Origin of the sequence: Herminiimonas sp. NPDC097707 (genome assembly GCF_044761395.1) — a bacterium.
In the GTDB taxonomy this organism is placed as follows: Bacteria; Pseudomonadota; Gammaproteobacteria; order Burkholderiales; family Burkholderiaceae_D; genus Oxalicibacterium.
The window spans coordinates 2,033,917-2,052,268 of sequence record NZ_JBIWCI010000001.1 but is presented as its reverse complement, the minus strand read 5'-3'; the positions used below and the strand labels follow the sequence as shown (position 1 = coordinate 2,052,268).

Here is an 18,352-nt window from a genome sequence, read left to right as displayed (position 1 = left end):
TACTAGACTGATGAGCGCCGGATTGGCGCTCATCAGTCGGGATTATGCTGCTGCAGCTTTATGGTGACGTTTGCCCAGATAGGTGCCGACGACGACAACGCCGATGGCGAGTACCAAACCTGGAATGCTCAGATGGGTATTGCCGAACAGGTGGAGCTCGTGGTGCGGTACGTTGGCTTCGATCCAGGGTACGACCGCGGTATCGGAGAACAGCATTTCGCCAGCCAGATAGCCGAGCAATGCGGCGCCCAGGGTGATGATGATAGGAAATTTTTCCATCAATTTCAAAACTAGGGTGCTGCCGAACACGATCAATGGCACGCTGATGGCCAAGCCAATGATCAGTAAGCCAATGTGGCCATTGGCTGCGGCAGCGACGCCGAGCACATTGTCCAGGCTCATCACCAGATCGGCGATCAGTATCGTTTTGATCGCACTCCACAGATTGGACGAGCCTTCGATGTTTTCTTCGCCGCCGTCTTCCGCCAGTAATTGCACACCGATATAAAACAGCAGAACGCCACCGACGAGCTTCAGGTATGGCAAGGTCAGCAATTGCAATGCAAAGATGGTCAAAACAATACGCAGGATAATTGCCGCGGCACTACCCCAGATTACAGCCAGCTTCTTTTGTTTGGGCGGCAGGGATTTGGCGGCCAGCGCAATGACGACCGCGTTGTCGCCGGACAGTACGATGTTGATCAGAATGATGTTGCCGAGTGCAGCCCAGAATGCTGCGGTGCTTATTACGTCCATGTCTTCCTCAAGGTTTATTAAGATAATGTGGCGGTCAACGTATGACCATGTTGTTGTCGATTATCAGAAAAATCTGAAAAATCTTTTTTGGCCACTACGTATTCATATGCGCGACATTGCGTTAAAAACGAAATGTCTGTGGTTCAAGATAAAACAACTCAAAAACCGCTGGAAGGAGTTGAATTGCCTAGGCAAGGTGGCTCCACTGCATAGCCGAAGGTTAACGCTGAGGAACTTAATAAGATGTGAAATATATGTTACGTTTCCGTTAAAATTGCCTTAAAAACAATTCGGAAATTACTGCCAATTTTTGGATTATTTTCTACGATTAATTTTGCGTCGAGATATTCGCAGATGCGCATGACCAAAGCGAGGCCCAGTCCCGTGCCTGCAGACCCTACCAGGGGCTTGGATAAATTCTTGTTTTGCAGGTGTGCCTGTATCGATGCCGGCAAGCCGGGGCCGGTATCCTCAACGATCACCGTGCGAGCGGCGATTCTGACGGTGACGGAACCTTGCTCGGTGTATTGACAGGCGTTGCGGATCAGATTGCCGATTGCTGCCGTGAGCAGCTCCTTGCGTGCAGTCACCAGAAAGTCTTCGCCTTCTTCAAAATGCAGCGTAACCGGCTTGCCTTCAATAAAATGCTGGCAGCGTGCGATCTCGGCGTGAATGACGGCCGCGACGGATGTTTCCGGCCGATTGATCTGGTCGGGTGCACGTGCCAGTTGCAGCAATATTTCAACGCACTCGTTTGCTTCCTTGGCCGCGCGCAGGATGCGGTCTGCTGGCGCATGCAGCGCCGCTTGCGTCGCAGTCTGTTCTAGCAAGAGTTCGGCGGCGCCGGTGATGATGGTCAGCGGGGTGCGTAATTCGTGGCTGACATCGCCGGTAAAAAAGCGCTCACGCGCCAGGAATTGCTGCAGCTCGGCAGTATGGGCGGCGAAAGCGCGCGCCAGTACGCCCAGTTCGTCGCGGCTGTTCAGTAGCGGCAAATCGGTATGGCAGCCTTTCTTGCTGACTGCTGCTGCCAGTTCAATAATTGGATCGACGAAGCCGCGCGCAATAAAGCTGCCGAGAAACAGCGATAGCGCCGCAAAGCCGAGAAAGCCGGCCATGATCATGGCGTAAATCACATGTTCGATGTTTTTGTATTCACTGGCGCGATCGACCACCACGTAGATGCCGGCATCGTCTTCGCCAACCAGAAGATGAACGGTTTTTCCTTCAAAATTCTTTTTTGCGACACCCAGCGGCAAGTCGCGCAAGTCGGATGGAATGGCCGTGCTGTGATAAAAACTTACATCGTGCGGCATCTCCACCGGCATGCCGCTTGCATGGCGGGGTGAGGCCCAGGCGGCAATGCTGCGTAAATGTTCATCAACCAGTAAATCTTCCGTGCCCTCGATGGCAACGGCGGCAACGACGCCAAAGAAAGTGCAGATTGCCAGCGCAAAAAAAAGGTAGGCGACGACGATGCGTCGTCGTAGCGAACTAGAGCGCTTCATCCGAACCGACCAGGCGGTAGCCTATGCCTTGAACCGTACGCAGCATGGCAAACGGATGTGCTTTGTCCAGTGCCTGTCGCAGTGCATGGATGTGCGTGCGCAAGGCATCGCTGTCGGGTGGATGATCGCCCCAGACTTCCAGTTCCAGCGTTTCGCGCGAAACGACTTTGGGTGCTTCCTTCATCAGGCAGCCCAGGATCTTGAAGCCGGTCTTGGTCAGCGTGATCGGCATGCCATCGCGTTTGACCTGATACGTCGAAGTATCGAATACCAGATCGCCGACGCTGAGGAAATTCGTACCCTGATTTTTACCGCGTGCGCGGCGTATCAGGGCTTTCAGGCGGACTTCCACTTCGAGCAGTGAAAATGGTTTGACCAGATAATCATCCGCGCCGCTGTCAAAGCCGGCGACTTTGTCGTCCAGCGTATCGCGTGCGGTCAGCATCAGCACGGGCGTATCGTTTTGCAATTCATCGCGCATCTTGCGGCATAGCGTCAGGCCGTCTATGCCGGGCAACTTGATGTCGAGGATGACTGCGTCGTACTCATGTTGTGCCGCTAGGGCAAAGCCCGCGTATCCGTTGGCGGCGCAATCGAGCACGTAGCCGCGCGGCTCAAGAAATGCATATAGGTTTGCGACAATATCGGCATTGTCTTCAATAATCAGAATGCGCATGGTCATGGAGGCGATGGTTCGCCTGTTGCCTCTCTAATGTTTGATTACTGCTGGAAAAACACACAGCGTGATGTCCGGAGGCCGGCCTTGATTGAGGCTGGCCGATTAAATAAGCAACGTTATTATGCCTGTGCGGGCGCAATGTTGTATTGCCTATCTTGGACGCAGCGGCTTGCTGGCGCTTGTCAAGACGGATGTTTATTGTTCGAGTAAGGGGTGCCGCAAGCATGGCTTGCGCTGCATCAATTCGGATTTTCCCTGATAATCGATACCATGAATGCCGTTTTCGCCGCCCTTGATTTTACCTCTCCCTCATCTGAACTGGCACGCCGCTTGATCGGCGTAACGGTCTTGATTGATGGTGTGGGCGGCCGCATAGTCGAAACGGAAGCGTACGATTTCACCGACCCGGCGTCGCACTGTTTCGGCGGGCAGACGCCGCGCAATGCTTCCATGTTCGGTCCACCTGCGCACGCTTATGTTTATCGTTCGTACGGCGTGCACTGGTGCATGAATTTCGTTTGCTGCGAAGAAGGCCACGGTGCCGGAGTATTGATACGCGCGCTTGAGCCGACGACAGGCATGGATATCATGCGTCAGCGGCGCGGTGTGGACGATGTACGTTTGCTGTGTTCCGGGCCCGGACGTTTATGTCAGGCGCTGGGTGTGACGCATCAACTCAATGGGGCGCCGCTGGATGCGCCGCCGTTCCAGCTGCTGCCGGCGACGGAGCCGGTATCGGTAGTGAGTGGCCCGCGTATTGGAATTTCGAAGGCGGTCGAGGTGCCGTGGCGCTTCGGTTTGGCCGGGTCGCGTTTTGTGAGTCGGCCGTTCAGCCGCAAGGGGAAGTGAATCGTTATCCGCTCTCTGCCGGACTCCCGTGAAGGCTGGAGTCTGGCTATTCAGTAACGCTTATTTTTTCGCCAGTGCCTGTTCCAGATCGGCAATCAGTTTTTTATCGTCAGGCGTTATTTTTGACGGATAGCTTGCAACCACCTTGCCGTCGCGCCCCAGCAGGATCTTGTGAAAATTCCATTGTGGCGGCTTTGCGCCGGCTTTCATCAGCGATTGATAAACGGGATTGCTGTTTGGGCCGATGACAGAGGATTTGGCAAGCATCGGAAATTTCACGCCATAGGTATTCTTGCAAAACTCGGCAATCTCCTTGTTCGCGCCCGGCTCCTGCTGGCCAAAATCGTTGGATGCAAAACCCAGCACAACCAAGCCTTGCGGCTGGTATTTCGCATACAGCTGTTCCAGGCCTTCATATTGAACCGTAAAGCCGCAATAGCTGGCCGTGTTGACCACTAAAACGACTTTGCCCGCGTACTGGCAAAGATTTTGTGGGGCTTCATCCTGCAGGCGCGGGACGACATGATTCAAGGTGGCGGGGCAGGCGGCCGGCGCAGCAGTTTGTGCGGATGCGGTATGTGCAGTGCTGAAGCAGACCGTCAGCAGCGCACCGCACACCAGTGTGAAGAGTGATTTTTTCATCTGATGGTTGATGTTGCAGTGAATGCCCCCATCTTGCACCAAGAAGGAATATTTGTCATGGGCGCTATGCAGCGCCGGCTCTTTATATTTTCTGTTTGATTCTTCCCTGCATTTCATTGTTTGCGCAGTGTGGCTGTGGCATGAGGACTGTTTATTGATCTGCAGAAAATAAAATCTGCTGCATTAAACAGTACTGTTACCAGATTTGTCATGGCCTTTGACTGGGTAAATGATGAATTTCTTGGTAGAATCAAGCACTTAACTCAATTTTTAAGGCGCGTATGCTGTACCCAGAATTGTTTAAATCCTTAGAGCAGGTTCGCTGGAACATGGAAACCGATATTCCATGGGATCAGTTTGACGGTTCCAAGCTCACTGATGAGCAGGCGCAAACCATACGCATGAATGCGATTACGGAATGGTCGGCCTTGCCCGCAACAGAAATGTTCCTGCGTGATAATCGCGACGATAGCGATTTTTGCGCGTTCATGTCGGTGTGGTTTTTTGAAGAGCAGAAGCATTCGCTGGTGTTGATGGAGTATTTGCGTCGCTTCAAACCGGAGTTTGTGCCGACTGAAGAGGAATTGCACAATGTGCGTTTCGAGTTCGATCCTGCGCCCGCGCTGGAAACATTGATGATGCACTTCTGCGGCGAAATTCGCCTGAATCACTGGTATCGCTGTGCATCCGAATGGCATACCGAACCTGTCATCAAGCAGATCTACAAAATCATCAGCCAGGATGAAGCGCGCCACGGTGGAGCCTATCTGCGCTACATGAAAAAAGCATTGATTGAAGTCGGTGACAGCGCCCGTGCTGCATTTGCCAAGATCGGTGTATTGATGGCTTCGGCACGCCGCACTGAAAAGCCTTTGCACCCAACCAATCTGCATGTGAACCAGTCCCTGTTCCCGAACGATACGGTGCAATCGCGTTTGCCTGATCCGGAATGGCTGGAACGCTGGCTCGATGGTCAGATCAAGTTTGATGGCGAGTGGGAAAAGAAAGTGGTCGATCGCATTCTGCACAATATGTCGCTGCTATTCGAGCGCACTTTTGGTTCGGTGCAGGAGTTGAACCGCTATCGCAAGGAAATCGTGACGCGCATAGCGGCAACGCAAGCGCAACCGGCCTGAGTTCGCTGGTTCATTAAAGAAAGCCGCAAGCAATTGCGGCTTTTTATTTGCCTGCCATCGCCGTTCCGATGCAAAATCGTTGCGGTGCAAGATCATTCATCGGGAGAAAATAATGCAACGACGTACCTTGCTGCGTGCTGTGGCTCTGCTCGGCGCACTGCCTGCAATCAGCTTTGCCAAAACCGGCCAGCCGGTCATCGAGGTGTATAAAACGCCAACTTGCGGCTGCTGTACGGATTGGATAGACCATTTGCGCACCAATGGCTTCAAGGTGAATGCACACAACGTGCAGGATACTGCACCGTACCGTGCAAAATTCGGTGTGCCTGCATCATTCGGCAGTTGTCATACGGGGGTAGTAGGCGGATATGCGCTGGAAGGCCATGTGCCGGCCAGCGATATCAAGCGCATGCTGGCGGAAAAACCAAAGGCCAGGGGTTTGGCTGTACCGGGCATGCCCATGGGTTCGCCTGGAATGGAGATGCCAGGTCAGCCCGCCGATGCCTATGATGTGTTGTTGTTCCAGGCGAATGGAAAATACAAGGTGTATCGGCATTACGCAGCGAAATAAATAAAAAGGACGTTTAAAAACGTCCTTTTCTCATTCTTCATTGCCATCCGTTTTTATCAGTGCTGGTGATGCTCGTCGCGCTTTGCTTCAGCCGCGCTGTTCTTGCCGGCTTCCACTGCGACGGTAACGTTAACTTTTCCGGCCTTTCTGAATGTCAACGTCAGCGGCAGCTTGTCGCCTGCTTTGAGCGGCGCCGTCAAGCTTATTAGCATGATGTGATAACCGTCGCCCGGCTGCATTTTCACTACTTCCTGCGCTTTCAACTCGATGCTGTCCACTTCGCGCATGCGCATCACGTGATCGGCGGTCATCGACATCGTATGGATTTCTGCTGATTTGGCGGCCGGTGATTGCACTGCAATCAAGGTGTCGCTTTGCCTGCCAGTGTTTTCCATTGTGAGATACGCGCTGCCGCTGGTTTGGCCGGCAACCGTGGCGCGCGCATAAGGATGCTCGATGCGGATGTCGCCCGCGCGATAATCATGCGCAAGCGCAGCGGAACTGAGCAGTAGCGCCAAAGTCGCGAGAGAAAGTGAGCGTAAATTCATGGAATCCTTCGACATGGAATGTGGCATCTCATCGATGCCGGCGTGAATGAAAAAATACGACGAGCTGCGCTTTGGCATGACTGTAGCTTAAACCCGGCAAGTATTTACTGCCCGCCGGAAAAACCGTTTTGCCGCCATGCTTCGTAGACCACTACGGCGACGGTATTCGACAGGTTCAGGCTGCGATTGTCCGGTCGCATCGGCAGGCGTATACGCTGTGCGGACGGGAAAGATTCGCGCAGTGCGGGAGCCAGTCCTTTGGTTTCGGAGCCGAAGACAAAGATATCGCCGGGCTGAAATGCCAGGCCGGCAAAGGGTGTGGAGCCATGCGTGGTCAGCGCAAACATGCGGGTTGGGTTCAAGGGCTGATCGACCGGAAACGAGTCGAGAAATGCCTGCCAGTCGCGGTGCACCTTCATCTGCGCGTAATCGTGATAGTCGAGGCCGGCACGGCGCATCTTGGCATCGTCCAGTGGAAAACCCAACGGTTCGACCAGATGCAATTGCGCCCCTGTATTGGCGCACAGGCGGATGATATTGCCGGTATTCGGCGGGATTTCAGGTTCGACCAGTACAACGTGAAACAAGACAATTCTCCTCGGCTGGCGGTGCGCCAGTACATTGCGGTATCGCAGTATTACAACAGCAGAGCGCGCATTTTAATCTGATTGCAGGCGACTTTACTTCGGCGGCGTGCGTGCGAAGACAAGATTGGTGACGCGCACTGCGCCATGACGTTTCAGCGTGGCGGCGATTTCGTTCAGGGTGACACCAGTGGTCATCACATCATCGACGACGCCTATATGCCGTCCCCGCACAAGTACGTCGGCATTGGCCGGCAAGACAAATGCATGACGCATGTTGCGATGACGTTCGGCTGGATGCAGCATCGATTGCATCAGCGTGTCGCGCGTACGTTCCAGCAATTGCGGCGCCAGCGGTATGGCAATCGCCCGCGCCAAGGGCTTGGCGATTTCCAGCGCCTGGTTGAAGCCGCGTTCGCTCAGTCTTTTTTCACCCAGCGGTACGGCGGTCAGCAAGGCGGGCATGGCGAAGGCTGGTTCACGCAATATCGCATCGCGCAACATGCTCGCAAACAGCGGCGCCAGCGCCAGCCGGTTGCCGAATTTGAGGGCCAGCACCAGGTGATCGACAGGTGCGGCGTAATCGCCGGCCACGATGGTGGCGTCGAAGGCTGGCGGATCGCCAAGACAGGCGCCGCAACGTTGTATCGGCGCACCGGTATGCGGAAGCGGGGATGCACATTGATGGCAACGCAGTGGAGTTTGATTGAAGAAGCGCTGCTCGCAGTCATCGCACAATGCCTGTCTGCTACTGAAGCCGCACAATGCGCACGACGATGGAAGGGCGGTCGGCAGACACCGAATGAAATGACGAGACCAATCGAAAAAACGATACAGCATCGCGCAGCTCCGCTCTCATGCGTGTAAACTTGCCTGCATTATGTCACTGAACCCTTCCCCTCCCGTGTCTTCCCCTCCTGATTCCAAGCTGAGTGCACCCATAGATTTGAACCGTGTACGCAGCCTGTTCGACAATCCTGCTCGCATAGTTGAATCGAACTTCCTGCGCCGCGAAGTGGCGGCCAGAATGCATGAACGCCTGGCATTGGTCAGGATTGCGCCGCAATACGTGCTGGATGCGGGTTGCGGCGAAGGCGCGGACCTGGCGACTTTGCAGAAGCACTTTCCAAAGGCGGCCATGCTGGGTCTCGATGCTGCTCCCGCGATGCTGGCTGCGGCCATGCAGGCACAGATGGCCGCGCTCTCGACAATGAACCGCTTGTTGCAGCAATGGTTGCCGGCTGGGATAGGGAAGGGCAAAGATCCTGCGGCCAGTATGCTGTGTGGTAATTTCGCACAATTACCGTTGGGCATGAATGCGGTCGATCTGGTGTGGTCGAATCTGGCCTTGCACTGGCATCCGCAGCCTGACCGCGTGTTTGCCGAATGGCGGCGCGTATTGCGGCAGGACGGCTTGCTGATGTTTTCCTGTTTCGGCCCCGATACCTTCAAGGAGTTGCGCGCAGCCTTTGCCGTTGCCGATAGCGCGCCGCATGCATTGCCCTTTGTCGATATGCATGATTTTGGCGACATGCTGGTCAACGCAGGCTTTTCGACGCCGGTGATGGATATGGAAACGCTGACGGTCACCTATGGCTCAGTCGAAAAGTTGATGGATGATGTGCGCGCCTGGGGCGGCAATCCGCTGGACACCCGGCGCCGGGGCTTGTTAGGCAGGCGCGCCTGGCAGCGGGTAGTGCAGGTGCTGGAGCAAAGTCGCCAGGCGGATGGAAAAATTCCGCTGACGTTTGAAGTTATTTATGGCCATGCTTTCCGTCCGGCACCGAAGACGAGAGCGAGCGGTGAATCGATAGTGCGCTTTGACTTGCCCAGAAAATAAAGATGCTTACACAAATGATATCGATTTTTGTATCGTGTAATTCCCAGATATTTTGTGTGACAGATCGCAAAAAGCTGCGCACTTGCTGCATTTGATCTGAAGAAGAACGCCGAAAGCCTTGCAGGGCGCGGATGTTGTCATTTGTTTTTATACTTGATAACACCGCCCTTTCCGACTTATACTTCGACGGTTTTGCGTGAGCGCGATTTGCGTCAGCGTGCTCGGCCGATGAAGTATCGGACTTGACTTTGGATGGCCCCGGTTGGTACGGTGCAATCGATCGATGGTCAGGGAATTGTCAGCTACACGATATTGAAGTGGGGTATTCCTTACGGAATACAAGAGGCGCATGTTCATTCAAGAGCTGCGTCAGGAGCTGGGGCAGGCGGTGGGCCCGGCAGTTAAACAGAATTCTTAATTTGGGCTTTTGAGGAAATCATGAAACATGCGAAGCGCCTTCAATCTTTGATGCTCGGTGCGTCGCTCCTGACGGCAGGTTTGCCGTCGTGGGCGGTGACTGATAGCCCGGGCGGCCCGGCAGTACGTCAGCTGAATTTCCATCAACCTGTGACACAGATCGCTGAACAGATCTATTCGTTGCATACGCTGTTGCTGGTTATCTGTCTGGTGATTTTCCTCGCCGTTTTCGGTGTGATGTTCTATTCGATCGTCAAGCATCGTAAATCGGTCGGCCATAAATCGGCGACTTTCCACGAAAGTACTGCTGTTGAAATCGCATGGACTGTTGTCCCGTTCCTGATCGTTATCGGCATGGCGCTGCCGGCAACCAAAACCGTGGTGGCGATGAAGGATACGTCGAATGCGGACATCACCATTAAAGCCACCGGCATGCAATGGAAATGGGGCTATGACTACCTGGCAGGCGAAGGTCAGGGCATCGGCTTCCTGTCCAATCTGGCTACACCGCGCGAACAAATTACCGATCCGACGCTGACCAAAAACGAAAATTATCTGATTGAAGTCGATAATCCGGTTGTGGTTCCAGTCAACAAAAAAATTCGTATCGTCCTGACTGCAAACGACGTTATCCACTCGTGGATGATTCCATCGTTCGGCGTCAAGCAGGATGCGATCCCTGGTTTTGTGCGCGATACATGGTTCAAGGCCGAGAAAATCGGCACCTACCGCGGTCAGTGCGCGGAATTGTGCGGCAAGGATCACGCCTTCATGCCTATCGTAGTTAACGTCGTCAGCGATGAAGATTACAAGATCTGGGTCGATGGCAAGAAAAAGGAAATGGCTGCCAATGCAGACGATCCTAACAAGACATGGACGGTGGATGAGCTGGTACAGCGCGGCGAAAAAGTTTATACCGCCAACTGTATCGCCTGCCATCAGGCAAACGGCAAAGGTGTGCCAGGCAGTTTCCCTGCGCTGGATGCTTCGCCTATCGTCACCGGACCGAAAGCGGCCAATATCCATATGGTGATGGAAGGCAAGGGCGCCATGCCGGCCTGGAAGCCTGTATTGTCGGATACCGAAATTGCAGCAGTGATTACCTATACCCGCAATCACTGGTCCAACAAGGCTGCGGAAAACATTGTTCAACCGGCTGAAGTGCTGGCTGCGCGCAAGTAATTGAATCAGGAGATTGAGATGAGCACAACCGCAGTCGATCACGCACACGATCACTCGCACGACCACGACCATGCGCACGATCATCCGCATGGCTGGCGTCGTTGGGTATATGCGACGAACCACAAGGATATTGGTACGCTTTACCTGTGGTTCGCTTTCACCATGCTGCTGTCCGGCGGTTTCCTGGCGATGCTGATTCGCGCAGAACTGTTCCAGCCTGGTTTGCAATTGATGCAGCCTGAGTTCTTCAATCAGCTGACCACGATGCACGGCATCATGATGGTGTTCGGCGCGATCATGCCGGCCTTCGTCGGTTTCGCCAACTGGATGATCCCGTTGCAAATCGGCGCGTCGGATATGGCGTTTGCGCGCATGAACAACTTCTCGTTCTGGCTGTTGCCGCCTGCTGCTGTATTGTTGGTTGTGTCATTTTTCGTACCTGGTGGCGCGACTGCTGCCGGCTGGACGCTGTACGCACCGCTGTCGACCCAAATGGGACCAGGTATGGACATGGCGATTTTTGCCCTGCATATCATGGGCGCATCGTCGATCATGGGCTCGATCAACATTATCGTCACCGTCCTGAACATGCGCGCTCCTGGCATGACCCTGATGAAGATGCCGATGTTTTGCTGGACCTGGCTGATTACTGCTTATCTGCTGATCGCTGTGATGCCTGTGTTGGCTGGCGCGATCACGATGACATTGACCGATCGTCACTTCGGCACCTCGTTCTTTAATGCGGCTGGCGGCGGTGATCCAGTCATGTATCAACACATCTTCTGGTTCTTCGGACATCCAGAGGTGTACATCATGATTCTGCCTGCGTTCGGTATCGTGTCGCATATCATTCCTGCATTCGCTCGCAAGCAATTGTTCGGCTATGCATCGATGGTGTATGCAACCGCTTCGATCGCGATTCTGTCCTTCATGGTGTGGGCGCATCACATGTTCACCACCGGCATGCCGGTGACAGCACAGCTGTTCTTCATGTATGCAACGATGTTGATTGCTGTGCCGACCGGCGTGAAGATTTTCAACTGGGTTGCAACGATGTGGAAAGGCTCGATGACATTCGAGACGCCTATGCTGTTTGCAATCGGCTTCATCTTCGTGTTTACCATCGGCGGCTTTACCGGCCTGATTCTGGCGGTAACACCGATCGACATCCAGTTGCAGGATACCTACTACGTGGTTGCCCACTTCCACTATGTGCTGGTGGCTGGTTCCCTGTTCGCCCTGTTCGCCGGTTTCTACTACTGGGGTCCGAAGTGGACTGGTTTCATGTACAACGAAACCCGCGGCAAGATCCATTTCTGGGGTTCGCTGATCCTGTTTAACATCACCTTCTTCCCTATGCACTTCCTGGGATTGGCAGGTATGCCGCGTCGTTATGCTGATTATCCGGCGCAGTTCACCGACTTCAACGTGATCGCATCGATCGGCGGTCTTGGTTTCGGCCTGATGCAGGTGTATTTCCTGTTCGCAGTGGTGATCCCATCGATTCGCGGCGGCACACCAGCTGCTGCCAAACCTTGGGATGGTGCAGAAGGTTTGGAATGGACTGTGCCTAGCCCGGCGCCGTTCCACACGTTTGAAACACCACCGACTGTTAAATAAATGGAGTGGCGGGCGCAAGCCCGCCTTCATATGACGGATCAAAAAAAGCGTAATTTGCGTACCGGCCTTATTCTGGCTGTCATCGCAGCGGGTTTCATGCTGAGCGTGATCGCAAAGCGCTTGTGGTTTAGTTAGGACGAGATGGAAAATCAGACAGAATCGACTGGCAAGTTGAATGGCCGTATGTTCGGCAAGCTGGCCGTGATTGCGGTGATGATGTTTGGTTTCGGTTATTTGCTGGTGCCGATCTATAAACAGATTTGCGAACTGACCGGCGTCAATATCCTGACCTCGCAAGAGATGAAGGTAAAGCCGATTGATAATTCGCAAATCGACAAGAGCAGAACCATTACGGTTGAGTTTGATGCGAATACGACGGGGCCATTCCGGTTTCGTCCGACGGTAAACAGCATGCAGGTACATCCGGGCGAAATGAGCCAGGTGTTGTACGAGGTAGTGAATACGCAGGCGCGCAGTGTGGAAGCACAGGCAATCCCAAGTTATGCACCGCAGCAGGCCGCCGCGCATTTCAAGAAAGTGGAATGCTTCTGTTTTCAGCAGGAAACGCTGGGGCCGAATCAGGCCAAGCAGATGCCGGTAGTGTTTTACCTGGATCCGGCCTTACCCAGGGATGTAAAGACGATTACCTTGTCCTATACTTTCTTTGAAGTTGCCAAGCCTGAAAAACAGGCGACGGTGACGCCGGCAACAGCAGGATAATGAAATATCGGCATAGCGTATCAGGCGAAGTCGAAATGGGATTTTTATTGTGGTGCTTGTGACCTTGAGTCGCAGTTGCCGTTGCATCGTAACTATTTGAATTTTGTATTGGGAGATGGAGATGAGTGCTCAACACGCGAATGCGCCCTATTATTTCGTGCCTGGCCCGTCCAGATGGCCGGCGGCGGCGGGTATGTCGCTACTCGCACTGATGCTGGGCGCATCCGCCTGGGTCAATGACGCCAGCTGGGGCTCGTATCTTACCTGGGCAGGCCTGCTGGGCTTTCTCTTCGTGCTGTACAAATGGTTTGGCGATGCGATCGGTGAGTCCGAAAGCGGCATGTATAACAAGCGCATCGATGCGTCCTACCGCTGGAGCATGAGCTGGTTTATCTTTTCCGAAATCATGTTCTTTGGTGCATTCTTCGGCGCCTTGTTTTATGCGCGCAGCATCAGCATGCCGTGGCTCGGCGATCTGGATCACAAGATTCTGTGGCCTGATTTTGCCGCACATTGGGGTAATGTCGGTCCTGCCGGTACGGTGGAAGCGTTCACGACCATGGGGCCATTCTGGATTCCAACCATTAATACTGCATTGTTGCTGACCTCTGGCGTGACCTTGACGCTCTCGCACCATGCCCTGCGCGAAAATCATCGCGGCAAGACAGCCTTTTGGCTGGCAGCAACGGTGCTGCTGGGTGCGGTCTTCATGGGTTTTCAGGTGTATGAATACATGCACGCTTACAGCGACCTGAACTTGAAGCTGACATCCGGTGTCTATGGTTCGACTTTCTTCCTGTTGACCGGCTTCCATGGTTTCCACGTGACTCTGGGTGCGATCATGCTGAGCGTCGTGTTGTACCGTGTCATGAAAGGTCACTTTACTGCCGACAACCATTTCGCGTTTGAAGGCGCGGCCTGGTACTGGCACTTTGTCGACGTGGTCTGGCTCGGTTTGTACGTGGTTGTCTACTGGTTGTAATTTGCGCTTGCAGTCATTGGCGAGACAAATAAAAAAGCCGCACTTCGGTGCGGCTTTTTTACGATTGCAAAGATGTGTTGTGCACCATGCAAAAGTCGGAATCGCTTTGTGCGGAAATCAGCGTATGCCGGTTGGCTGAATGTAACCCAACTTGTATGCAACGAGCACCAGGATAAAGAGGGTGATCGAAAAACCGACGCGCATTGCCAGCGCCTTGACGGTACGGTCGCTTTTCCCTTTGTCTTTCATTAGAAAGAACAGGGCTGATCCAAGGCTGCCGAGAATCAGGATAAAAGCAATGGCGACAACGATTTTCATGGCGGGCAGTTCGGGAATGGCATCAGCCTGGCTAACGCAGTGTGTATTGAGTGAAGTGATATTGTAATGCGAATCACCTTCCGGTTTAGGCTCATTCCATTTGTTGCTGCGGCGATTGCAGTGGCAATAGGTTTGTCGTTGGGACAATGGCAGACGCGGCGGGCAGTCGAAAAGCTGACGATAGCGGCGCAGTTGCAGGAAAGGCAGGCCGCGCCGGCAATACGGCTGGGGCCCTTGCTGCTGAGCCCGGAGGAGCTGGAATACCGCCGTGTTCTGGTCAAGGGAGAGTTTCTGCGCGATTGGCCTGTCTATCTGGACAATCGTCCGCACAATGGCGTCGCCGGGTTTTATTTGCTGATGCCATTTAAAATTGCGGCCAGCAATCTGCACGTGCTGGTTGCACGCGGCTGGATACCGCGCAACCCGGCGGACCGCACCAAGCTTCCGGCCATCGTGACGCCGGAAGGCGAGATTGAAATCGAGGGTACGGCGCATCGCTCGATAGGAGCCGTGATGCAGCTGGGGGTGCTGGATGCGCCGCAAGCACACGCAATCGTGCAAAATCTCGATATCGCCAGCTTTACGGCAAGCAGCAAACTGGCAATGCAGCCGATTTTTCTTGAGCAGTTATCCGATACACACGATGGCCTGGTGCGCGATTGGCCGCAGCCGTCCAACGGTGTGGACAAACATCGCGGTTATGCGTTCCAGTGGTACGCATTGGCTGCAATGGCATTCATTTTTTTTGTTGTGACAGGAATTCGACGTGGAACAAAATAAACACAAAGGGCGCTGGAAATTATTTCTGGTTATTCTTGCATGTGCATCGCCTATCATTCTGTCGTATCTGACTTACTACGTGATCAAGCCGCAAAGCCGCACCAATTACGGCGCTTTCATCGATCCGCGCAATTACCCGATTCCCGAACTTGGCACACGGGCCCTCGACGGCAAGCCGGTAGCGCTGGATGCCTATCAGGGCAAGTGGATCATGTTGCAGGTCGATGGCGGAGAATGCCCGGCAGCATGCGAAAAAAAATTGCATGACATGCGCCAGCTGCGCCTCGCGCAAGGCAAGGAAATGGAACGTATCGAACGCGTCTGGCTAATTACCGACGACAAGCCACTGGATACGATATTGATGCGCGAGTTCGATGGCACCCATATGTTGCGCGTCAAACCGGAGGCCGTGCGCGCATGGTTGCCGGTGGAAGAGGGCAGCACCATGACAGATCACATTTACATGATCGATCCGCTGGGCAATCTGATGATGCGTTTCCCGAAAGATGCCGATCCGAACAAGATCAAGAAAGATATCGTCAAACTATTGAAAGCCTCTTCAATTGGCTGATTCCGGCATGCTGTTTCAACTTGCCAGCAAGGGACTGTTCGTCGCCTTGCTGGCATTCGTGATCGTCTGGTCTTCCCGCGATCCGAACAAATATCGCAAGCTGGTATGGGTGACGATGTTCCTTACCTTTGACGTGATCATGTTCGGCGCCTTCACGCGGCTGACGGATTCCGGGCTGGGTTGCCCCGACTGGCCAGGCTGTTACGGCCATGCCAATCCCTTGCAGGCGCTGGAGCATATACGTGCTGCCGAAGCTCTGATGCCGGACGGCCCTGTGACTGTCATGAAAGCCTGGGTCGAAATGATTCATCGCTATCTTGCGATGGGCATAGGCGTACTGATCATCGCCATTGTGGTGATTGCATGGCGCTTCTGGTTGCAAAGCGGCCGTACGCTCACGCGTTTTTCGCCGCGTTACCCGATGCTGCTGCTGTTCTTTGTCTGTGTGCAAGGCGCGTTCGGTGCCTGGACCGTGACCATGAAGCTGCAGCCTATTATTGTCACGATACATCTTTTGCTCGGCATGGCTTTGCTCGGCATGCTGACCTGGGTGGGCGCGCGGCAGAAGGATCATCCATTCGTCGATGCGCGCGCGTTGACCTTGCGTAGGCCGGCTCTGATTGCATTGGTGTTGTTGAGCGTGCAGATCGCGCTGGGTGGCTGGGTCAGCACCAATTATGCCGCGTTGGCTTGCAGCGATTTTCCGCTCTGTCATGGTGCGCTGGTGCCGCAGATGGATTTTGAACATGGTTTCACGTTGTGGCGTGAGCTCGGCAAGACTGCTGGCGGCGATTATCTTCCCTTCGACGCGCTGACGGCGATTCACTGGACGCACAGAATGTTTGCGCTCGTGGTGGTGGCGGTGCTCGGCTGGACAGCATGGAAAGCCTTGTCGATTCCTGGTTTGCGCACCACGGCACGCGGTGTGCTGGCTGCGCTGGTCTTGCAAATCGTGATCGGTATTGCCACCGTTTCATTGAAGTGGCCGCTCGCACTTGCTGTTGCGCATAATGGTTGCGCGGCTTTACTTGTGCTGCTGCTGGTCATGTTAAACTACAAAGCTAGAATCCCGAGCCCAAGCGGGCAAAATCGTGAGCCCTATCAGATTGATTTGCGCTCATCGGCAGCATCAAAAGATAAAGCATGACAACCTTGATAGTCTCTTCCAATCGCATCGCCCAATACTGGGCACTGACCAAGCCGCGTGTGACGCAGCTGGCAGTTTTTTGCGCCGTGATCGGCATGTTTCTGGCAACCCCGGACTTGCCGGACTGGAAAATCGTCATCGCTGCCACAGCTGGCATCTGGCTGCTTGCCGGCGCTGCATTTGCGATCAATTGCCTGGTCGAACGCGAAATAGATTCACGCATGGCACGCACGGCACGACGTCCGATGGCGCAAGGTGAAATTACCGTACCGCAGACGCTGGTGTTTTCCGGCGTGATCGGCGGCGCCGGCATGTGGGTGCTGTACAACTTCGTCAATCCGCTGACGATGTGGCTGACCTTTGCCACCTTTGTCGGTTATGCGGTGATTTACACCATCATTCTGAAACCCGCCACACCGCAAAACATCGTGATTGGCGGTTTGTCCGGTGCGATGCCGCCGGCTCTGGGCTGGGCTGCGGTGGCAAACGATTTGCCTATGCAGGCATGGATCCTGGTTTTGATCATCTTCATCTGGACTCCTCCGCATTTCTGGGCGCTGGCATTGTATCGCCGTGATGAATATGCAAAGTCCGGTTTGCCGATGCTGCCGATCACGCATGGCACGGCCTTCACGCAATTCCATATCTGGCTGTACACGATTGCGCTGGTCGCCACCACGATGCTGCCGTTTGCCGTTGGCATGAGTGGCCTGATCTACCTGGTCGCGGCAGCGGTGCTCGATATCATTTTCATGTGGTACGCGTGGCAGGTGTATCGCCACTACACGGACATGATCGCGCGCAAGATGTTTACCTATTCGATTGTCTACCTGTCGCTGTTGTTTGCCGCCTTGCTGGTCGATCACTATTTGAGGTTTTGAAAAAAATGCGTTTACGTTTCCTGCTGACCATGTGCGTTGTCGTACTGGGCTTAAGCGCCTGCAGCGGCAAGGCGCCAGTTGCTTTCACCAATACCGATGTAACCGGACTGGCCTACGGCAAGGATTTTTCCTTGCCCGACCATAATGGCAGGCTGCGTACTCTGGCGGATTTCAAGGGCAAGGCAGTCGTTGTGTTTTTTGGTTTTACGCAATGCCCCGATGTATGCCCGACCACCATGCTGGAAATGGCTAATGTCATGACGGCGCTGGGACCGGATGCCGACAAGGTGCAGGTTCTGTTTGTCACGGTGGACCCGGAACGCGATACGGCAGAATTGCTGAAGCAGTATGTGCCTGCCTTCGATCCGCGTTTCCTCGGTTTGCGCGGCGATCTGGCAGAGACTGAAAAAACCGCCAAGGAATTCAAGGTGTTTTATCAGAAAGTGCCGGGTAAAACGCCGGGCAGCTATACCATCGACCATACGGCAGGCAGTTATGTGTTCGATACGCAAGGCCGGATACGTTTGTTCATTCGACACGGACAGGGCACGGAACCGATCGTGCATGATGTGAAAATCCTGCTGGCCGAGTAAGCATGCAAGCATAAAAAAAGGCGCTCGA

The 18,352-nt window shown here is 54.2% G+C and carries 22 protein-coding genes; 14 read left to right on the top strand and 8 right to left on the bottom strand.

What is annotated here, in order from left to right; genetic code table 11:
• Window positions 1–42 precede the first annotated feature (42 nt).
• The 3 genes from ACIQW9_RS09910 to ACIQW9_RS09900 all read right to left on the bottom strand — a co-directional run bounded on the left by ACIQW9_RS09910 (window position 43) and on the right by ACIQW9_RS09900 (window position 2,940).
• Window positions 43–756 carry a TerC family protein gene (locus ACIQW9_RS09910; protein WP_402336079.1) on the bottom strand — a complete coding sequence of 238 codons (714 nt, stop codon included), beginning with the start codon at window positions 754–756 and terminating at the stop codon, window positions 43–45.
• A 257-nt stretch (window positions 757–1,013) separates the two neighbouring features.
• On the bottom strand, window positions 1,014–2,264 hold the full coding sequence (locus ACIQW9_RS09905) for an ATP-binding protein (RefSeq protein ID WP_402336077.1): 1,251 nt from the start codon (window positions 2,262–2,264) through the stop codon (window positions 1,014–1,016).
• Entirely contained in the window at window positions 2,251–2,940 is a 690-nt protein-coding gene (locus ACIQW9_RS09900) for a response regulator transcription factor (RefSeq protein ID WP_402337981.1), read from the bottom strand. The genes ACIQW9_RS09905 and ACIQW9_RS09900 overlap by 14 nt, the downstream gene beginning before the upstream one ends.
• A 273-nt stretch (window positions 2,941–3,213) precedes the next feature.
• Between ACIQW9_RS09900 and ACIQW9_RS09895 the strand changes: the two genes are divergently transcribed.
• Window positions 3,214–3,792 carry a DNA-3-methyladenine glycosylase gene (locus tag ACIQW9_RS09895; protein ID WP_402336074.1) on the top strand — a complete coding sequence of 193 codons (579 nt, stop codon included), beginning with the start codon at window positions 3,214–3,216 and terminating at the stop codon, window positions 3,790–3,792.
• 60 nt (window positions 3,793–3,852) lie between these two features.
• On the opposite strand, the gene ACIQW9_RS09890 is transcribed toward ACIQW9_RS09895, so the two are convergent.
• A complete protein-coding gene (locus ACIQW9_RS09890; RefSeq protein WP_402336071.1) occupies window positions 3,853–4,434 on the bottom strand; it encodes a glutathione peroxidase in 582 nt (193 codons plus the stop codon).
• Window positions 4,435–4,715: 281 nt separating this feature from the next.
• On the opposite strand from ACIQW9_RS09890, the gene ACIQW9_RS09885 reads away from it, so the two are divergent.
• Together ACIQW9_RS09885 and ACIQW9_RS09880 are read left to right on the top strand one after the other, a co-directional pair.
• A complete protein-coding gene (locus ACIQW9_RS09885; protein WP_402336068.1) occupies window positions 4,716–5,570 on the top strand; it encodes a ferritin-like domain-containing protein in 855 nt (284 codons plus the stop codon).
• 112 nt (window positions 5,571–5,682) lie between these two features.
• Entirely contained in the window at window positions 5,683–6,141 is a 459-nt protein-coding gene (locus ACIQW9_RS09880) for a DUF411 domain-containing protein (RefSeq protein ID WP_402336065.1), read from the top strand.
• A gap of 56 nt (window positions 6,142–6,197) precedes the next feature.
• Here ACIQW9_RS09880 and ACIQW9_RS09875 read toward each other — a convergent pair whose 3' ends face one another.
• The 3 genes from ACIQW9_RS09875 to ACIQW9_RS09865 form a co-directional block, all read right to left on the bottom strand.
• Window positions 6,198–6,689, bottom strand: a complete 492-nt coding sequence (locus ACIQW9_RS09875; protein WP_402337979.1) for a copper chaperone PCu(A)C — start codon at window positions 6,687–6,689, stop codon at window positions 6,198–6,200.
• Window positions 6,690–6,793: 104 nt separating this feature from the next.
• A complete protein-coding gene (gene trmL, locus ACIQW9_RS09870; protein WP_402336063.1) occupies window positions 6,794–7,276 on the bottom strand; it encodes a tRNA (uridine(34)/cytosine(34)/5-carboxymethylaminomethyluridine(34)-2'-O)-methyltransferase TrmL in 483 nt (160 codons plus the stop codon).
• 93 nt (window positions 7,277–7,369) lie between these two features.
• On the bottom strand, window positions 7,370–8,113 hold the full coding sequence (locus ACIQW9_RS09865; RefSeq protein WP_402336059.1) for a phosphoribosyltransferase family protein: 744 nt from the start codon (window positions 8,111–8,113) through the stop codon (window positions 7,370–7,372).
• Window positions 8,114–8,153: 40 nt separating this feature from the next.
• On the opposite strand from ACIQW9_RS09865, the gene ACIQW9_RS09860 reads away from it, so the two are divergent.
• The 6 genes from ACIQW9_RS09860 to ACIQW9_RS09835 all read left to right on the top strand — a co-directional run bounded on the left by ACIQW9_RS09860 (window position 8,154) and on the right by ACIQW9_RS09835 (window position 14,034).
• On the top strand, window positions 8,154–9,113 hold the full coding sequence (locus ACIQW9_RS09860) for a methyltransferase domain-containing protein (protein WP_402336056.1): 960 nt from the start codon (window positions 8,154–8,156) through the stop codon (window positions 9,111–9,113).
• 438 nt (window positions 9,114–9,551) lie between these two features.
• Window positions 9,552–10,712: a cytochrome c oxidase subunit II gene (coxB, locus tag ACIQW9_RS09855; RefSeq protein WP_402336053.1), complete on the top strand. Its 1,161-nt coding sequence runs from the start codon at window positions 9,552–9,554 to the stop codon at window positions 10,710–10,712.
• Window positions 10,713–10,730: 18 nt separating this feature from the next.
• A complete protein-coding gene (ctaD, locus tag ACIQW9_RS09850) occupies window positions 10,731–12,332 on the top strand; it encodes a cytochrome c oxidase subunit I (RefSeq protein ID WP_402336050.1) in 1,602 nt (533 codons plus the stop codon).
• Window positions 12,333–12,467: a cytochrome oxidase small assembly protein gene (locus ACIQW9_RS09845; RefSeq protein WP_402336047.1), complete on the top strand. Its 135-nt coding sequence runs from the start codon at window positions 12,333–12,335 to the stop codon at window positions 12,465–12,467.
• Window positions 12,468–12,473: 6 nt separating this feature from the next.
• The gene (locus tag ACIQW9_RS09840; protein ID WP_402336044.1) at window positions 12,474–13,052 is read left to right on the top strand and encodes a cytochrome c oxidase assembly protein; all 579 of its coding nucleotides are present in this window, start codon (window positions 12,474–12,476) and stop codon (window positions 13,050–13,052) included.
• Window positions 13,053–13,173: 121 nt separating this feature from the next.
• Window positions 13,174–14,034: a cytochrome c oxidase subunit 3 gene (locus ACIQW9_RS09835; RefSeq protein ID WP_402336041.1), complete on the top strand. Its 861-nt coding sequence runs from the start codon at window positions 13,174–13,176 to the stop codon at window positions 14,032–14,034.
• Window positions 14,035–14,151: 117 nt separating this feature from the next.
• Here ACIQW9_RS09835 and ACIQW9_RS09830 read toward each other — a convergent pair whose 3' ends face one another.
• Window positions 14,152–14,352: a twin transmembrane helix small protein gene (locus ACIQW9_RS09830; RefSeq protein ID WP_041322694.1), complete on the bottom strand. Its 201-nt coding sequence runs from the start codon at window positions 14,350–14,352 to the stop codon at window positions 14,152–14,154.
• A 66-nt stretch (window positions 14,353–14,418) separates the two neighbouring features.
• Here ACIQW9_RS09830 and ACIQW9_RS09825 point away from each other — a divergent pair, with 66 nt between their 5' ends.
• Genes ACIQW9_RS09825 through ACIQW9_RS09805 form a run of 5 tightly spaced genes read left to right on the top strand, consistent with a single transcriptional unit; the run spans window position 14,419 to window position 18,324 of the window.
• The gene (locus tag ACIQW9_RS09825) at window positions 14,419–15,132 is read left to right on the top strand and encodes an SURF1 family protein (RefSeq protein WP_402336038.1); all 714 of its coding nucleotides are present in this window, start codon (window positions 14,419–14,421) and stop codon (window positions 15,130–15,132) included.
• The gene (locus tag ACIQW9_RS09820; protein WP_402336035.1) at window positions 15,119–15,703 is read left to right on the top strand and encodes an SCO family protein; all 585 of its coding nucleotides are present in this window, start codon (window positions 15,119–15,121) and stop codon (window positions 15,701–15,703) included. The genes ACIQW9_RS09825 and ACIQW9_RS09820 overlap by 14 nt, the downstream gene beginning before the upstream one ends.
• A gap of 7 nt (window positions 15,704–15,710) precedes the next feature.
• Window positions 15,711–16,850: a heme A synthase gene (locus tag ACIQW9_RS09815; protein WP_402336032.1), complete on the top strand. Its 1,140-nt coding sequence runs from the start codon at window positions 15,711–15,713 to the stop codon at window positions 16,848–16,850.
• The gene (gene cyoE, locus ACIQW9_RS09810; protein WP_402336030.1) at window positions 16,847–17,731 is read left to right on the top strand and encodes a heme o synthase; all 885 of its coding nucleotides are present in this window, start codon (window positions 16,847–16,849) and stop codon (window positions 17,729–17,731) included. The genes ACIQW9_RS09815 and cyoE overlap by 4 nt, the downstream gene beginning before the upstream one ends.
• A gap of 5 nt (window positions 17,732–17,736) precedes the next feature.
• Window positions 17,737–18,324, top strand: coding sequence for an SCO family protein (locus tag ACIQW9_RS09805; RefSeq protein WP_402336027.1), 588 nt, complete (start codon window positions 17,737–17,739; stop codon window positions 18,322–18,324).
• Window positions 18,325–18,352 lie beyond the last annotated feature (28 nt).

What these genes read in the sequence shown, in the direction of transcription:
- ACIQW9_RS09830 (WP_041322694.1), bottom strand. Translation starts at nt 14,352, where the DNA reads ATGAAAATCGTTGTCGCCATTGCTTTTATCCTGATTCTCGGCAGCCTT.
- ACIQW9_RS09895 (WP_402336074.1), top strand. Translation starts at nt 3,214, where the DNA reads ATGAATGCCGTTTTCGCCGCCCTTGATTTTACCTCTCCCTCATCTGAA.
- ACIQW9_RS09880 (WP_402336065.1), top strand. Translation starts at nt 5,683, where the DNA reads ATGCAACGACGTACCTTGCTGCGTGCTGTGGCTCTGCTCGGCGCACTG.
- coxB (WP_402336053.1), top strand. Translation starts at nt 9,552, where the DNA reads ATGAAACATGCGAAGCGCCTTCAATCTTTGATGCTCGGTGCGTCGCTC.
- ACIQW9_RS09845 (WP_402336047.1), top strand. Translation starts at nt 12,333, where the DNA reads ATGGAGTGGCGGGCGCAAGCCCGCCTTCATATGACGGATCAAAAAAAG.
- ACIQW9_RS09885 (WP_402336068.1), top strand. Translation starts at nt 4,716, where the DNA reads ATGCTGTACCCAGAATTGTTTAAATCCTTAGAGCAGGTTCGCTGGAAC.
- ACIQW9_RS09905 (WP_402336077.1), bottom strand. Translation starts at nt 2,264, where the DNA reads ATGAAGCGCTCTAGTTCGCTACGACGACGCATCGTCGTCGCCTACCTT.
- ACIQW9_RS09805 (WP_402336027.1), top strand. Translation starts at nt 17,737, where the DNA reads ATGCGTTTACGTTTCCTGCTGACCATGTGCGTTGTCGTACTGGGCTTA.
- ACIQW9_RS09815 (WP_402336032.1), top strand. Translation starts at nt 15,711, where the DNA reads ATGCTGTTTCAACTTGCCAGCAAGGGACTGTTCGTCGCCTTGCTGGCA.
- cyoE (WP_402336030.1), top strand. Translation starts at nt 16,847, where the DNA reads ATGACAACCTTGATAGTCTCTTCCAATCGCATCGCCCAATACTGGGCA.
- ACIQW9_RS09865 (WP_402336059.1), bottom strand. Translation starts at nt 8,113, where the DNA reads ATGCTGTATCGTTTTTTCGATTGGTCTCGTCATTTCATTCGGTGTCTG.
- ctaD (WP_402336050.1), top strand. Translation starts at nt 10,731, where the DNA reads ATGAGCACAACCGCAGTCGATCACGCACACGATCACTCGCACGACCAC.
- ACIQW9_RS09860 (WP_402336056.1), top strand. Translation starts at nt 8,154, where the DNA reads ATGTCACTGAACCCTTCCCCTCCCGTGTCTTCCCCTCCTGATTCCAAG.
- ACIQW9_RS09875 (WP_402337979.1), bottom strand. Translation starts at nt 6,689, where the DNA reads ATGAATTTACGCTCACTTTCTCTCGCGACTTTGGCGCTACTGCTCAGT.
- ACIQW9_RS09910 (WP_402336079.1), bottom strand. Translation starts at nt 756, where the DNA reads ATGGACGTAATAAGCACCGCAGCATTCTGGGCTGCACTCGGCAACATC.
- ACIQW9_RS09825 (WP_402336038.1), top strand. Translation starts at nt 14,419, where the DNA reads ATGCGAATCACCTTCCGGTTTAGGCTCATTCCATTTGTTGCTGCGGCG.
- ACIQW9_RS09840 (WP_402336044.1), top strand. Translation starts at nt 12,474, where the DNA reads ATGGAAAATCAGACAGAATCGACTGGCAAGTTGAATGGCCGTATGTTC.
- ACIQW9_RS09900 (WP_402337981.1), bottom strand. Translation starts at nt 2,940, where the DNA reads ATGCGCATTCTGATTATTGAAGACAATGCCGATATTGTCGCAAACCTA.
- ACIQW9_RS09835 (WP_402336041.1), top strand. Translation starts at nt 13,174, where the DNA reads ATGAGTGCTCAACACGCGAATGCGCCCTATTATTTCGTGCCTGGCCCG.
- ACIQW9_RS09890 (WP_402336071.1), bottom strand. Translation starts at nt 4,434, where the DNA reads ATGAAAAAATCACTCTTCACACTGGTGTGCGGTGCGCTGCTGACGGTC.